This window comes from Streptomyces sp. NPDC032721, from assembly GCF_055579625.1.
Map to the genome: position 1 here is coordinate 13,322 of NZ_JBVIMX010000035.1, position 15,011 is coordinate 28,332.

Below are 15,011 nucleotides of genomic sequence, written 5' to 3' on the forward strand. Positions count from 1 at the left end.
CTTTGTCAGCTCGGGCACCACCGAAGCACGCCGAAGGCGGTGGTTTTTCGCCCGTCCGTGATGCCGGCGCCACGCTGTGTGTCCTCTTCCCAGGCCGGCTCTCCGGCGCGGGGCCGCCATCGCGGGCAGCGCTTTCGTGGTCTCCCCTTGACCGGCTTCCGCCGAGACCCCTTGACGAGCAGGGGCCACACCTCGTGCTCACCCCCCGAACACGCTGCTCTGCACGTGGTACGTCAAGGGGGGTTTCAGCGCACCCCTCACCCCCTTGACCTGCAGGTCACAGGCTCGCTGGGGATTTCTTCGGCCGGACTGTCACACCGTCGGCTTTTTCGACACCCGTAGCAGCTGAAGGGCCCATTCCTTCAGCTTCGCCCGAGTGCCCCTGGCCAGACCCCAGACCGCGCGTCCTTGCCGGACGCCGTCGAGACCCAGCGCACCCGAGTCGCCGCCTCGCGGCACCGGTGCGCCAGGAGAAGCGTGCCCAGCACAGCAGCCGTACCCAGTAGCCCGCCGCCGGTGGGCGATCAGGCGCGCCCGCAGCGCCGCCAGCGGGTGAAGGTGCCCCTGCGCCTCGTCGCCAACCCGCATTACGCCGACGTCGCGGTGACCGTCTACGTGAAGATCGCCGCGCTGGCGTCGCGCCCCGAAGGCTGCACGGCGGCGACCGCGACCATCGCGGAGTACGTCGGCCTGTCGAAGGCCTCCGTCGAACGCGGGATGACGCAGCTCATGCGCCCCGGGCCCGACGGCATCGTCGAGTTGTCCTCCACTCGCCGGTCCCTGCCCGGCGGGAACGGCACTTCGGCGGTGCGCCGCACTCGGTCGCTCTCCTCGACCGAGCGGTTCGTGTGGATCCCGGTAGCCGCGTCCGAGGACCTCACCCCGCGCCAGCTGCGCGCGTACGCGCTCATCGCCTACGCCCAGGCCCAGAAGATCCCACTCACCGAGTCGGAGATCGCAGGGGCGCTGCACCACCACAGCGGGCGCCGGGCCGGACAGCCGCTCACCACCGCGGCCGCCGGCGAGATCGTCGACGAGCTGGAGGCCACACGGTGGATCACCGTGGAGCGGCGCGCCGGCGTGCGCGGCCGCCACCACTTCATCGCTCACGACATCCCGGCCGCCGCCGAGGACGCTGCCTGTGGACAACCGTCCTCCACTGACGTCGCCCCCTCCTCGACTCCTGCCTCTGGTGAGGGATCGGGTTCGTCGGCTGATGCGGGATCACTCGCGACTATGGAAGAACCTAAGACTGACCGACCTGATGACGAGCGCGCCCTGTTCTCACCCGCCGTAGGCGAGGTACAGGTAGGTGAAGGTGTGGAAAACCGCGGTGCGCAGCCGCAGCACGGCACCGGCGCAGGTGGGCTCGCGCTGCGCGCGGATGACCACCAGACCCCCTTGACCACCCCCTTGACCAAGGCCTCGGGCACCCCCTTGACCAACCGCGCAGGCGCCTACGGCGGGCCCGAACTGACCATCAGCGCCCGCGTGCACGTCGTCCTCGAGCCGGTCCACCAGCTCTACCGGCGGACCAGCGTCTACATGCAGCGGCGCATCGCCCGGGAAGTCGGCCGCCAACTGCGTTCCGGCATCGATGACGCGCGGCTTCGGCAGCGCCTGGAGACGCGGCTCTGCCGCACCTTCACCGACGAGATCCGCGACCCCGGCCGGTGGATCCTCGGCGTCGGCCTGCCCCACTGGGGCTGCGGCATCTTCGACTGCGAGGCCGGCGTCCTGTGGAGCAGCGGCCGCCGGTGCTCAGTGTGCGAAGAGATCGTCCGCGATCGTCGCCAGACCACCGCGCAGCCCGCGGCCTCCACTCTCGCCATCGTCCACCCCGCCCCCACTCCGGTCCCCGTATCGCGGTCCACTCTTGCAACCCCGCGGAGCCGGTGTCCGGAGTGCGGCTGCACCGTCCTGATGCCGAGCGCCGCCTCAGCCGCCCCTCGGTGCAAGCCGTGCCGGGAGGAGCACGACGGTGGACGCGCCAGCGGTCCACTCCCGTCGGCCCACCCCGAGGTGTGCGCAGGGTGGGACGGCGGTGGATGCACCCGTCCTGCGCTCGGCTCCACTGGCCTGTGTGTCCGGTGCCGAACCCGCCGGATGGAACGAGCCGCCTCATGAGCCGCCCACTCGATCCGCCTCAACGAGGCTCGCCACTGCCGGAGGTGCCGGTCCCGACCACTCCGACGGCGCCGATGGACCAGAGCTCGACCACCAGCCGCGCCATGGCTTCAGCAACCCTCCCGGGCAACGAGACGCCGGCCTGATCCGCACCCACGGCGGCCGACGCCACGAGACCCCCCTTGACGAGCCTCGCCGACTGCAGGGTTCCTCCTTGACACGCGGTCCGGGTCAAGGGGAAACACCGCTGTCCACAACAGAGCGCTACGGCGCCGAGAACGCCGGCGCGGAGTGGGGAGCCGAGGGTGGCCGCCACCCGGTGAGTGGCCGCCACCGCGACGTCCTCCTCCATCCCGGCCCACCCGCGAAGCAACCATCCACCACCCAGGCGCCGGGTGCTGAGTGGGCTCCATCCACTCCACCGAGCCCGCGGTGGAGCCCACCCAGTGGAGTGGAAGCCAGCTTCCGTCACAGGAGTGGCACCCATCGGCCCACTCCACTCGGTGGGCAACACCCGATGGAACGGCCGGGGCCCACACGCGCAGTGGACCTCCACTGCCACTGTCCTGATGCCACACACCGGTGGCGCCCACCGCCGGCCCATCGATGAGGGATGGGTGACAGAAGGGGCGCACCGTCAGCCCGCAGCACGGACCGGAATCGTCGTGGAGCGGAGCGCCCCCACCCCGTGGGCCCACCGGAAGACATCACGACGCCTCTTCGCTGCTCCCCCTTGACCAGGTTCACCGCCGAACTCCTTACCCCTTGACTGCCCTCCCTTCCCCCCTTGACCAAGGGCCGGGGCTGTTGCCGTTTCCCCTTGACCACGGCCCGTCAAGGGGGGATCCGGCAATCGCCTCCATGAAGCGATCAGGCTGGAGTACTGCACGGGCGCCACCGGTGGGGCGGAGCCGCCAACCAGTGGGAGTGGTGCAGGGAGGACCGGCGCCTTCGCGGCTCGCGCCGGAGTTGCCGAGCACCGGGCCGCGGACCTCGATGGGTCCACCGCGTAGGCCCGGAGGGTGGGCGGCGGACCCACTGGGGCGGCCGCAGTGGAAATGGACCCAACACTCCCGCGGTGGGCCGCCCTGCCCATCGCCTCGGTGGCGTCCACCCGAGACGGAGGAGTGGAGCCGGCCGGTGTGCCGGACCCCGCCCACTGCAGTGGCGCCCACTTCCACTCCCCACCCGGTCCTCGGCGGAATGGAGCACGCCCGCCCACCGCGCTGAGTGGCACCCACCCACCCCCTTGACCACTCCGCCCACCCCCTTGACCACTCCCCCCTTGCCCACGCCGGCCACTCCGTCGCCAAGGCTCCTTTCCCCTTGACCGCCTCGCGCAGGGATCGCGGTCAGACCGCGGTCAAGGGGGCCCTCGGGAGTGTGAGCGCCATCGAGACCAGATGGCGCGAAAGGACGGACACGGACGTGGCCACCACCCAGCACACCCCGGCACTCGACTCCTCCGAGTCCACGCCCCGCTACGACACGCTCACCGTGATGAACCGCGACTGGGCCGCGCTCTGCCGCGACCTGCGGGCGGCAGACCGGATCTCTGTGTGGGCAGGTGAGCACCCGGATCTCGCCGGAGCGGCCGGTCCCCAGGACGTGGTCGACAAGATCTCCGCCCTCCACCGTCGCGGTGACCTGGATGGCCACGACCGCGTGATGCACCTGCTGGTCGAGCGGGCCGGCGGGTCCGGCTTCGATGCCCACCTCGCGTGGAGGGTGGCGGTGCGGGTCCTGCTGCCCAAGGCGGTCTTGATGGCGAAGACGCAGCGGCGGTCCTACGGCCTGCCGTGGGACGACGTGTGCGCGACGGTGCTGGGCGCGGCCTTCGAGGTCGTCCGTACCTACCCGCTCGACCGGCGGCCGCGGCGGATCTACAACAACCTCGCGCTCGACACCCTGCAGCTGACCCGCCGCACCCTGGCCGCCTGCCTTGACGACGTGGAAGACGTCCAGGAGTTCGCCGCCGGCGTGGAGCCCTTGGCCGCGGCCGAGAGCCACACCCGCTACGCGCACGTCGTCTCCAGCGAGGACCCCGACACCCCGCACCGCACGGTCGAGCTCGCCGACCTGCTGATGCGCGCTGCCCAGATGGAGCTCGTCGACGCCGACGAACCGGCGCTGTCGCGTCACGAGGCGCGCACCGAGGTCCTCGACCTTCTGCTGTGGGCGGTAGAGGTCGGAGCTCTGAAGGAGCTCGAGGCGCAGCGCATCGCCCGGTACTACCTGTCCAGCTCGCAGAGCCCCGACCAGCGGTACATGACCACCCGGTCCATGGGCCAGGAGGGAAACCTGCCGCGGCAGCACGCCAGCCGTGCCGTGCGAACCCTGCGCGCGAAGGCGGACCTCACCCAGTACCGAGCCGCGGCCTGAAGGCCGCCGGCACCCGCCAGATCGGGCGCTGCGGAAGTCGCTCGAAAAAACCTCGGCCCGACTGTCACACCGCGCGCTTTCTCAACACCTGTAGCAGGCGAGAGGGCCGCCAGATCGGTCCCGCCCCACCTGAACACCCCCGTCCCCGCCCCTTCTCGACCCCCGGGAGAACCGACGTGAACACGAAGTCCCCGGCCGGCACCGGCCGACAGCTGCTCGACGCCGACGAGGCCCGTGTTGCCCGTGCTTCGCGCGAGCTGACCAAGCTCGCTGCCGCGCTGGTGAGCCGGCCGATGGACCGTGACCTGCACGAGCAGATGCGCGCCTTCCTCGACAGCGAGTCGGAGCCTGCTCTGGCGTCGTGGGACGCGCTGCTGGCCCGCACGCCGGCCCAGCTCAAGGAGCGCATCTCGACGGTCCTGACCGTCCAGGCCCTGCGGACGGCGTCGTGAAGCGGCAGCGCCGGCCTCGCAACGCGGCCAAGAAGGAACTCGTCGAGGCGGATGCCTGGGACGGGGAGGTCGACGAGCCCCACGCGACGTCGGCGGACGAGCCGGATGAGACCGGGTGGAAAACCAGCACGGCTCAGATGGCCGGCCTCTCCCGGCTGGTCCGTGCCGGTGTCTGGGCGCTCGTGGTCTCCGGCCCCGTCCTTGGCACGCTCGCGTTCCTCTCCTCGTCCGCGCCCGCCCAGGGCGCCACCAAGCCGGCCCCTGCAGCGACGCCGGCGTCGTCGGTCGGGCCGGCTGGCTTCGCCGAGCTGTTCGTCTCCGCCTACCTCCAGGCCGGCCAGGGCACCGAGCGGGACCTTGCGCCGTACTACTCCGGCTCCGTCGCGCTTGCGGTCAAACCCGGGACCCGCACGGCCACGCAGTCCACCGTGATCGCGTCCCGCGAGGTCCAGCCCGGCTACTGGTCCGTCACGGTCGCCGCCGACGTCACCGCCCACGACGACAAGGGCAAGTCCAAGCGCCTGGGCGTCCAGTACTTCCGCGTCGGCATCCAGGCCACCGGCCCGGCCAGCGCCGGCGGCACCGAGAAGAGCTCCGGCACCGCCGGGTACGCGGCGACGTCGCTGCCGGCGCAGGTGGCGGCGCCCACCGCGCTCAAGCCGGGCGGCCTGGCGTACGAGACCGACCGCGGGTCGAGCAGCGCGGACCCCTCGGTCGAGACCGCGCGCGGGTTCCTGGCCGCTTACCTGACCGGTACGACCGAGCTCGACCGCTACACCTCGCCCGGCACGCGGCTCCAGCCGATCAGCCCTGCGCCGTACGCCTCGGTGAAGGTGACCGGCGTCCAGGACGACGCGACCGGCGCCGGCCAGCAGAAGGTGCCGGCCGACGGCACGGTGCTGCACCAACTGGTCCTGGTCGATGCCACGGACCAGGCCGGCAGCCCGGTCTCGCTGAGCTACGCGCTCACCCTCAAGTCCCGCGCCGGCCGCTGGGAGGTCGCGTCCGTCGACGACGCCCCGGCGATCCGCGCGAGCAGCCCGCCCTCGGCGGCGCCGCACACCACCACCAGCCCCAGCCCCGACGCCGCCACGGCATCTCCTTCGCCGTCGCCGTCGAACTCCTGAGAAAGAGGAATCGTTCATGCACACTCTGGCAGCCGCCAACCCCGACCACGTCGTTCTCGCCGGCGACGTCCTCGACTGGGCCAACACCAAGACGGGGCAGGTCCGCACGCTGGTCCTCGCCGTGGCCGCCCTCATGGCGATCATCGCCGTGCTGATGGCCTGGTGGAAGACCCGCTCCTTCGTCGGCACCCTCGTCGCCTTCGTCCTGGCCGCCCTCGTGCTCTGGGGCATCAGCAACCTCTCGGTCCTCCAGACCAAGGTCGGCTCCGAGATCAACGACGCGGCCCCTGCTGCTGTCGTCCACGTCGCCGGTGACGCCCCCGCTCTGGCGGGTGAGGGCTGGCGGGTCGCGTGAGTGCCTCGGAGGAGGAGCTGATCGGGCACTCGTACACGCGAGCCCGTAAACACCCGCTGGTCATCGGCAAGCTCCCGGGAGCCGGCCGGCTCCCGGGAGGGCCCTACACGATCACCCAGGTCATGACCATGGTGATCAGTTTCGGGCTTCTCATCCTGACGAGGGACCTGTGGGCCCACTTCGGCGCCATGAACTTCATCCTCATGGTGCTGATCCCCTGGGGCCTGGCGTGGGTGCTGCGGTACGCGCGGCTCGACGGCCGGGACCCGGCACGCGCCGTGCGCAGCCTGCTCATCTACTCCTCCACTCCGGCCCAGGGGCGCCTGGCCGGCAAGCCGCAGCGGGTCGCTCGACCGCGACTGGCGACCGCCACCTGCACGGTGCGCGTCCGGTCCGCCGAGCGGCCCGCCCCGGCGGCGGCCCCCGCGAAGCCCTCTCCCGCACCGGCGGCCGTGACCAAGCGCCAAGCCCGCCCGGCACCGGTGCCGGCGGCGGCCGCGACAGGCCGGACGCAGCCGAAGACCGGCTTGCAGGCCCTCCTGGCCTCTCTCGACGAGCAGTGACCAGCCGTCTCGTCATCACCACCAGCACAGAAAGAAGAACCCATGCGTCTCCCCGTCCGGCACATCAGCGGCCACCTGATCTGGACCACTGCCGCCACCGTGTGGGCGGTGTGGCGCGTCGACACCGAGAACTACACCCACGCCAGCAAGTCCACGAAGCGTGAGCGGCTGGACTCCCTCGAGGCCCTCTTCAAGTCCCTGCGGGGCGAGGCCCTGCTGCTCAGCCTGTGCCCGAGCGTCGACGCCGCGTCGGTCGTCACCCGCATGACCGCCGGCGTCGACCTCGACGCCTCCCCCGAGTACGTCGACCTGGCACTGAAGGTCCTCGACCAGCTCCAGGACCTCGAGCTCACCGGTCGCGTCGACTTCCTCGCCGTGCCCCTGCCGCACCTCGACTTCAAGCAGAGCGCCCGGGCCGTCTTCTCCTCCCTCCAAGTGGAGGTCATGGGTGCCCTCGGTCTGCCGGTCGCCCCCATATCCCTCGCCGAGGAGCGCCAGCGCCTGGAGCAGGCCAACCGTCTGGCCGCCGGCTGGCCCTCCGGCATCAAGATGCGGCCTGCCACCGAGGCGGAGATCTTGTGGATCTACGGGCACAGCGCCCGCCGCGGCCTGAGCGAGCCTCTCCTGCCCGAGGACGGCGCACCGCGCGCTCTGCGCGGCCGCGGCCACACGGTGACCGCGCACACCCAGGTGATCCTGGACGAGGGCGGCCGCGGCACCCGGGCCTCCAAGGGCCCGACCAACCCCTTCAAGCGCCGCTACCTGCGGGCCACCAGCGAACACGGCGACTCCTACCAGGCGTTCTGCGTGCTCAGTGAGATGCCGGAAGCCTTCCGGTTTCCGGGATCCGAGTACCTGGCGGCCCTGGACGAGTTCAACTTCCCCGTGGACTGGGCCGTCCGCCTGCACGTCGAGTCCGGCGCCAAGGCCGAACCGAAGTCCCGGCGCCAGCAGCGCGAGCTCGCGCACCAGCGCGGCGAGTACGACGGGGAGACCTCCGGCGTGCCGGCCTCGCTCGACAAGGCGAGCTTCGCCCTGGACGAGTACCGCGACCGGCTCACCGCCTCCAGCACCGAGGTCGAGATCCGCGCCACCGTCGCCACCTGTGTGTGGGGAACCACCCCCGAGGAGGCCGACGAGAAGGCGACGTCCCTGGCCAACCACTTCGGCGGCAACGACTACACGCTCGTGCGGCCCACCGGCGACCAGGTCGCGCTCTTCCACGGCATGCTGCCCGGCACCAAAACCCCGGGCCCCATGCTCGACTACACCCAGTACCTCCTCGCCCGCGACTTCGCCATGTCGATGCCCTTCTGCGGCGCCGGCCTGGGCGACGACTCCGGCAGCCTCTTCGGACTGCAGCTCAACGGCGGCGGCGTCCGCCCCGTGCTCGTGGACTTCTCCCACGGCCCCCGCGTCAACGCCAGCGCATCTGCCGCGTTCGTCGGCGAGCTCGGCTCCGGCAAGTCGGTGGCGATGAAGTGCGCGATGTACTCGATCCTCACCACCGGCCACCGGACCGGCCAGAGGAACTCCCGCGGCCGCGCCCTGGTCATCGACCGCACCCCGCAGCAGGAGTGGTCGCGCTTCGCGAACGCCTGCCCCGGCACGACCCAGATCATCAACGTCGACGAGAACGCCGGCGTCTCCCTCGACCCCCTGCGCGTCTTCCGCGGCCCGCGCGCCGCCCGCTACACCGAGTCCTTCCTCACCCCCCTCCTGGACATCGGCTCCATGAGCATCGAGGGCATCACCCTCGCCGAGGCGATCGAGGCCACCCGGCTCGGGCCCAAGCCGAGCATGACCGCGCTGATGAACACGCTCGCCGACCGGGCCCGCACCGCCGACCCGGAGGAGCCGAACGACAACGCGGTCCGCGCGGCCGCCTCCGAACTCGTCCGCAAGCTCCGCTCGCTGGCGAAGAAGGACCTCGGCCGCGTCATCTTCGACCCCACCCTGCCGGTCGTACGGATCACCGACGCCGACTCCATCGTCTTCGCCGTCGACCGCCTGGGCCTTCCCACCAAGGAGGAGCTCTCCGAGCACCGCCTGCCGAGCCTGGAGGTGGAGAAGCGTTTCGGCTGGCGCCTGATGTACCTGATGACGGCGCTCTGCCGCGAGATCGCGTTCGCCGACCCGGCAGAGTTCGCCGGCGTCTTCCTCGACGAGTGCTGGTGGCTCACCTCCTCCGCCGAGGGCTCCAACCTGCTGCTCGAGCTCATCGCCGACGGCCGCAAGCACAACGCCGGCGCCTTCGCAGGCTCGCACGACCCGTACGACATCGGCCCCAAGTCCGAGATCGGAGACAAGATCCGGGCGCTGCTCAGCCACATTTTCGTCTTCCGCCACCGCGGCAAGGCGCTGGCCGCCAGGTGCCTGGAGTTCCTCGACCTCGACCCGACCGACGACGAGATGCTCAAGGTCATCACCGAGAACCTCTCCCCGCTCAACGTCAGCGAGACCGAGCGCGCCCTGCGGGCCGGCGAAGGCCTGTACCGCGACCTCCGCAAGCGCATCGCAGGCATCAAGGTGCTGATCCCGGCTGACGAGAACGCCGCCGCCGCCATCACCACGACGCCCGGACAGCGCGACGAGGAGGACGACGAGGCGGTCGAGTTCGCCGCGGCGGACGGGGCCCTGGCATGAACCACATACAAGGAGGGCGCATCAAGCGGCGCCTCGGTCTGATCGCCGTTCTGCTGGCTCTGTTCACCGCGCTGCAGGCCCCTGCGGCCATGGCGGACCCGTCGCCGTCGCCCAGCACGTCCGCGTCGCAGCCGGCGGCCGGTCCCCCGAACTTGAACCAGAAGCCGAAGGACGGCAGCGACGGTCTGCTCCAGCCGTTCAACGTCACCGACAAGGACGGCGTCCCGATCAGCTCCTACACCGTCAAGACGGACACGGGCGGCTGGAAGGACATCGACCTCAAGATCTGGAACATCGTCGCCCAGTTGCTCTTCGGCGTCTCGAAGTGGGTCACCGGCTTCACCTGCTGGCTGATCAAGTGGGCGCTGAACTTCGGCCTGGCCAAGGTCATGATCGGCCCCGTCGAGGACATCTCCAGCACCATCAAGAACCAGGTCATCGACCGGCTCGGTCTGCCGGGCCTGTTCCTGACCTTTGCCGGGTTCTACTGCGGCTGGCTGATCCTGTTCAAGGAGCGCTCGCGTGGCTTCGCCGAGATCGGGGTCTCCCTGGTCGTCGCCGCGCTGACCACCACGGTGCTCGTCTCCCCGGCCCAGGTGCTGCTCGGCCAGCATGACCAGGTGCAGCCGCAGGGCTCCACCATGCTGCTCTCCGAGGAGGGTCTGCTGGGGAAGTCGAAGGACTTCACCCTGGAGGTCGCCAGCATCGTGCTGGCCGACGATCCTGCGAGCGCCAAGGGCAGCGCCGACCCGAACAACGTGGCCAAGCCGATCACTGACGCCCTGGTGGAGGCGTTCATCGTCAAGCCCAACCAGCTCATGGTCTACGGCCAGACCTTCGACGGGAAGTGCGACAAGGCCTTCCGCGAGTTCAAGCTCGCCGAGTTCAACCTCGACCAGATGGGGCTGAACTACTGGGACGCCATGCAGATGGATTCGATGTACGACACGAACTTCATCGGGCAGCTCACCAAGAACGCCGAGGCGTTCGAGGCCGCGTGCGGGGACGTGAAGCCCAAGGCCAAGCGGGCCTCCGCCGACCTGGCCTTCTCCGCCCTGTTCGTCGCCATCGCCGCCGTCATCGTGGCCATCCTCATGATCCTGGTCACCGGTACGTTCCTCACCGCGCAGGGCTGGCTCGCCTTCGAGGCCATCCGCGGCCACTGGGCCCTGACCGCCGGCATCCTGCCCGGCGGCGGCCGCGCCACCCTGTGGCGCTGGTTCTCCGCGATCACCAAGGCCGTCCTAGGCGTCATCATCTCCATTCTCTTCCTGGCGATCTTCATCCTGATCGTTCTGGCCCTGATCGATGCGGACACCGGCGACGTCTTGGCCGTCAAGTTCATCGTCATCGACGTCACCGCTGTCGCAGGCCTGGCCGGTCACAAGCGCATCAAGCAGACCGCCCAGAGCATCGCGGTCAACCTCAACCGCAAGCTCGCCAACGCCCGCGTCGGCGGCGCCGGCCGCCGCTCCGTGTTCAGCAGCCCGGGCCGCTACGCCGAGACCGCCCCCGGCCTGAAGCAGATGTGGGGCGAGGCCCGCGGCGAGGCGCGGCGTGTGAGCAAGCCCGTCGGCCAGGGCCTGAAGGCCGCCAAGAACGCCTGGGTCGGCTCGCCGCAGGCCAACCGCAAGGCCAGCCGGCTGCGGACCGCCGCCCGACTCGCCACCAACGCCGCCGCGGCTGTGGGCACCGGCGGCGCGAGTGCGGCCGCGAAGGTCGCGGCGCAGCAGGCGGCCAAGCAGACCCTGAAGAAGCGGTTGGCCACAGCTGCCGCGAACAAGATGTCCCAGACCAGGGGCGGCAGGGCCACCATGGCCACCGGCAAGGCGGCCGCCGCCACCGCGAAGTACGGCGCCAAGGCGACCAAGTTCGCCTTCATGGCCACGCTGGGCGCGCCGGTGGGCATTCCCCGGGGAGTCGCCGCGACGAAGCGAGGCGCTGCCGCGGCCACCGCCCGTGCCGGGCAGGTGCGCGACCAGCTCAAGGCCGTCAAGGAACGCACTGTCGACAAGAAGGTCCAGGAGGCCAAGGACTTCAAGGACGAGTACGTGCGCAACGTTGCCACGGCCGGCAAGTTCGTCGCGAAGCAAGGCACGAAGGCGCAGGTCAACCTCGGCCTGGCGCAGATCCAGCCGAACCCGAAGGCCGGGAACCCTCCCGGTCCCCGGGCCGGCGCCATCGCACCGAAGACCCCCGGGGGCGCACCGTCGGTGGCCGGAGGCAAGACGCCCGGTAAGCCCGCGCCCAAGGCGGCCGGCACGAAGACACCGAGCTCGGTGAAGCCCCCGGCTGCCGGGCCGGCCGCCGTACCGAAGATGCCGACCCCGCCCACCCCGGCGCCGCCCGCCGCGAAGAAGTCGACCCCGGCCAAGCCGCCGGCTCCGCCCCGGACTATCCGGCGCGCCACCCGGCCGCCCGGCCCGCCCAGGCCCCGGCCGTAACCGGACCGCGGCCGGGGCCCCACAAGTCCCGGCCGCCCAGATCACCGCACCAGAACCACCTCACGGGGGACCCCCATGCCCAAAACCGATGTCACGCGCGCCCGCGCCCAGCGTGCGACGATCGCGCTGTTCGTCGCCGCGGCCATCCTGGCAGCCGTCGGTGTCACCCTCCTGTTCGGCCTCCAAGGGCCCGAGCGCTCTGCCCCCGACTCGGCTCCAGCCACGACCACGTCCTCCGCCCCTGCTGAAGGCGGCAGCTCCGGCGCCATGCGCCCGGCCGAGGCCTCGCCCGCTACCGCACCGTCTGTGTCCCCCGAGTCCTTGGACCCGAGGCCGGTGCCGGCGCCGGTGGAGAAGGCGGCCCGGGACTTCGTGACCGCGTGGGCCGGCCACGATGCCCGACCGGGTCGGGACACCTCGTACGACGACGCATCCCGACGAGCGGCTGAACACGCTGCCGGAGACCTCGCCGAGGACCTGCGCACTCACACCAGCGGCAGCGCCGCCGGGCAGGAGTGGCTGAGCTGGAAGGACCGTCAGGTCCTGGTGACGGCGACGGTTCTGCGGGTGTCACTGCCGGACGGGGCGCCTGCACCGAGCGAGGCCTCCAGTTTCGCGCGCGTGATCTACAAGCTGACGGAGACGCCGGCCAAGGGTCCTGCCACCGAGTCGGAAGAGCACGTGGCACTCAAGCTCCGCCGCGGCGCCGACGGAAGTTGGCGCGTGGTGGGCCTGCCCAATGTCTGAGCAGGGCGAGTCCAAGCTCCTGCGCAAAGTGCTGATCTGGGCCCTCGCCGGGTGTCTGCTCGGGCTCGGCCTGATCCTGAGCGCCGTGCTGTCGCTGTCGTCCGCGATCGGCGAGGACAACACCTCCGACGCGTTGGAGAACGCGGGGTTCGGCGGGGGTCTGTCGGACACCAAGGAGATCCCTGACTGGCTGCGTCCCATCATCCTCGACGCCGTGGCGAGGTACGGCTGTGCGGAGGTCACCCCCTCTCTGATCGCCGCCCAGCTCTACCAGGAGTCCACCTTCCGCCTGGACCCGCCCGACGGCGGGGCCCACGCGCGGGGCATCGCCCAGTTCATTCCGGAGACGTGGGCTGATGAGGGGATCGACGCCAACAACGACGGCAAGAAGGACATCCTGGACCCGAAGGACGCCGTTCCGTCGATGGTGTCCTACGACTGCAAGCTCGCCGATGAGATCCGCAAGGTGCCCGGCGACGTCGTCGACAACATGCTCGCCGCCTACAACGCCGGCGGATACAAGGTGAAGAAGTACGGCGGCATCCCGCCGTACGAGGAGACGCGCAAGTACGTCCGGGAGATCCGTGACCGCGCCGAGCGGTGGTCGGCGCCGATGGACGGCAAGACTTCCGGTGGGCTGGCCAAGGTCGTGGCCGGAGCCAAGGAGGCGTACAACACCCCCTACGTCCTGGGCGGTAACTGCAAGCCCCCGTTCATAGGTGCCAGCGGATGCGACTGCTCCAGCCTGGTCAAATACGCGTGGAGCAAGGTCGGCATCAACCTCCCCAGGGTCACCTACGACCAGGTCGACATCGGCACCAAGGTGGATTCGGATAAGGAACTGCGCCCCGGCGACCTGCTCTTCTCGGGCGGCAGTGCTTCCAGCCCGGAGCACGTGGCCATGTACATCGGCGGCGGGCAAGTCATCGATGCCCCACACCCTGGCGCCCGTGTGCGAATCACGTCCTTGTCGTTCTGGGACGGCAGGACCTTGATCAGGAAGCGGCCCACCTACACCGAGCCCGGCTCGGGCGACACCTCGGGCCCGTGGGTCACCCCGGTCGCCGACAAGCACATCGGCACCGGCTACCGGGTCTCGGGCTCGATGTGGTCAAGCGGCTACCACACCGGCGTCGACTTCCCCGTGCCCAGCGGGACCGCGACCCGCGCGGTGGGCCCGGGCACCGTGGTCACAGCCGGCTGGAACAGCGCCTACGGCTACCAGGTAGTGATCAAGCACGGAGACGGCATGTACTCGCAGTACGCGCACCACTCCTCGCTCAACGTCGTCGTGGGCCAGAAGGTGAAGGGCGGCGACCGGATCGGATGGTCCGGCGCCACGGGCAACGTCAGCGGCGCGCACCTCCACTTCGAGATACGCACCGGGCCCGAGTACGGATCGGACATCGACCCGCTGGCCTACCTCCGCGGTCACGGCGTCACGATCTGACCTGGCGGCCGGCGTCCCGCCTCCCGCAGGGAGCGCGCGCCGCCGGCCGCCACATGACCGCGAAGAATTTCGGAGCGCAGTGTCACACCGAGCCGGATCCCGACACCTGTAGCAGGTGAAAGGCCCGTTTGCTCTTTGGAGGTGCCGCCGTGCTCCCGATCTTGCCCGTGTCCGCTCCGGCCGCCGCGGCGCCGCGCTACTCGTCCGCGGATGGTGGGCGATGACCACGACCGAACTCATCGACGGCGCGCTCGACTTCATCGGGGACCTGCCCGGCCACGCCGAACAGCTCGTGGACTGGGTGATGGCCAACGCCTGGTGGGCCGCACTCGTCGCCCTTGCTGCCGGTGGTGCGGCTGCCGCGGTCCGCTGGGCCCTGTCCCGCGGCCCGATGGCCAAGCGAACGGCTCTGGAGGTGCTGCCGACCACCGGCTTCGACCCGAAGCCGGAAGAGGTCATCCGCTTCGGCCACCAGATGGCCCGCGCTCACAAGAGCGTGTCGCGCTGGCTTGTCTCCTCGAGCCGCACCGGCGCCCTGCGCGTCCGCTTCACCTGCTCCAACGGCTCGCTGTCCATGAGGGTCGAGGGCCCGGACCGGGCGATGTCGGTGCTGCGCCACCAGGGCTACGCCCAGGTCGAGATGCGGCCCGTGGAGGCCGATGGCCGTGCCGCTCGCGAACGGCCACAGATCCGGCTCGGCTCCTGACGCCCCCACGCA

Annotated in this window: 11 protein-coding genes; all 11 read left to right on the top strand. The window is 70.8% G+C overall.

All coding sequences use genetic code 11. The annotated features are described in order from the left end of the window. Nucleotides 1–477: 477 nt before the first annotated feature. The gene (locus ACZ5PB_RS41050; protein ID WP_468698611.1) at nucleotides 478–2,127 is read left to right on the top strand and encodes a hypothetical protein; all 1,650 of its coding nucleotides are present in this window, start codon (nucleotides 478–480) and stop codon (nucleotides 2,125–2,127) included. A gap of 1,383 nt (nucleotides 2,128–3,510) precedes the next feature. Then, nucleotides 3,511–4,509 (top strand): hypothetical protein, encoded by a 999-nt coding sequence (locus ACZ5PB_RS41055; RefSeq protein ID WP_468698612.1) that lies wholly within the window; start codon nucleotides 3,511–3,513, stop codon nucleotides 4,507–4,509. Between the two features lie 176 nt (nucleotides 4,510–4,685). Then, on the top strand, nucleotides 4,686–4,961 hold the full coding sequence (locus ACZ5PB_RS41060; protein WP_358478197.1) for a hypothetical protein: 276 nt from the start codon (nucleotides 4,686–4,688) through the stop codon (nucleotides 4,959–4,961). After that, the gene (locus ACZ5PB_RS41065; RefSeq protein ID WP_468698614.1) at nucleotides 4,958–6,088 is read left to right on the top strand and encodes a conjugal transfer protein; all 1,131 of its coding nucleotides are present in this window, start codon (nucleotides 4,958–4,960) and stop codon (nucleotides 6,086–6,088) included. Before ACZ5PB_RS41060 ends, ACZ5PB_RS41065 begins: the two co-directional genes overlap by 4 nt. Nucleotides 6,089–6,104: 16 nt before the next feature. Beyond that, complete coding sequence (locus ACZ5PB_RS41070) at nucleotides 6,105–6,443, top strand: hypothetical protein (protein ID WP_468698616.1); 339 nt, start codon at nucleotides 6,105–6,107, stop codon at nucleotides 6,441–6,443. After that, the gene (locus ACZ5PB_RS41075) at nucleotides 6,440–7,006 is read left to right on the top strand and encodes a hypothetical protein (protein ID WP_468698617.1); all 567 of its coding nucleotides are present in this window, start codon (nucleotides 6,440–6,442) and stop codon (nucleotides 7,004–7,006) included. The genes ACZ5PB_RS41070 and ACZ5PB_RS41075 overlap by 4 nt, the downstream gene beginning before the upstream one ends. A 42-nt stretch (nucleotides 7,007–7,048) precedes the next feature. Beyond that, nucleotides 7,049–9,652, top strand: coding sequence for an ATP-binding protein (locus tag ACZ5PB_RS41080; RefSeq protein ID WP_468698618.1), 2,604 nt, complete (start codon nucleotides 7,049–7,051; stop codon nucleotides 9,650–9,652). After that, nucleotides 9,649–12,096 carry a hypothetical protein gene (locus ACZ5PB_RS41085; protein ID WP_468698620.1) on the top strand — a complete coding sequence of 816 codons (2,448 nt, stop codon included), beginning with the start codon at nucleotides 9,649–9,651 and terminating at the stop codon, nucleotides 12,094–12,096. The genes ACZ5PB_RS41080 and ACZ5PB_RS41085 overlap by 4 nt, the downstream gene beginning before the upstream one ends. 75 nt (nucleotides 12,097–12,171) lie before the next feature. Further along, the gene (locus ACZ5PB_RS41090; RefSeq protein ID WP_468698621.1) at nucleotides 12,172–12,843 is read left to right on the top strand and encodes a hypothetical protein; all 672 of its coding nucleotides are present in this window, start codon (nucleotides 12,172–12,174) and stop codon (nucleotides 12,841–12,843) included. Beyond that, complete coding sequence (locus tag ACZ5PB_RS41095; protein ID WP_468698623.1) at nucleotides 12,836–14,293, top strand: peptidoglycan DD-metalloendopeptidase family protein; 1,458 nt, start codon at nucleotides 12,836–12,838, stop codon at nucleotides 14,291–14,293. Before ACZ5PB_RS41090 ends, ACZ5PB_RS41095 begins: the two co-directional genes overlap by 8 nt. A gap of 220 nt (nucleotides 14,294–14,513) precedes the next feature. Continuing rightward, nucleotides 14,514–14,999, top strand: coding sequence for a hypothetical protein (locus tag ACZ5PB_RS41100; protein ID WP_468698624.1), 486 nt, complete (start codon nucleotides 14,514–14,516; stop codon nucleotides 14,997–14,999). Nucleotides 15,000–15,011 lie beyond the last annotated feature (12 nt).

Coding starts and splice junctions, on each gene's coding strand:
- ACZ5PB_RS41070 (WP_468698616.1), top strand. CDS start 6,105: ATGCACACTCTGGCAGCCGCCAACCCCGACCACGTCGTTCTCGCCGGC.
- ACZ5PB_RS41080 (WP_468698618.1), top strand. CDS start 7,049: ATGCGTCTCCCCGTCCGGCACATCAGCGGCCACCTGATCTGGACCACT.
- ACZ5PB_RS41085 (WP_468698620.1), top strand. CDS start 9,649: ATGAACCACATACAAGGAGGGCGCATCAAGCGGCGCCTCGGTCTGATC.
- ACZ5PB_RS41090 (WP_468698621.1), top strand. CDS start 12,172: ATGCCCAAAACCGATGTCACGCGCGCCCGCGCCCAGCGTGCGACGATC.
- ACZ5PB_RS41095 (WP_468698623.1), top strand. CDS start 12,836: ATGTCTGAGCAGGGCGAGTCCAAGCTCCTGCGCAAAGTGCTGATCTGG.
- ACZ5PB_RS41100 (WP_468698624.1), top strand. CDS start 14,514: ATGACCACGACCGAACTCATCGACGGCGCGCTCGACTTCATCGGGGAC.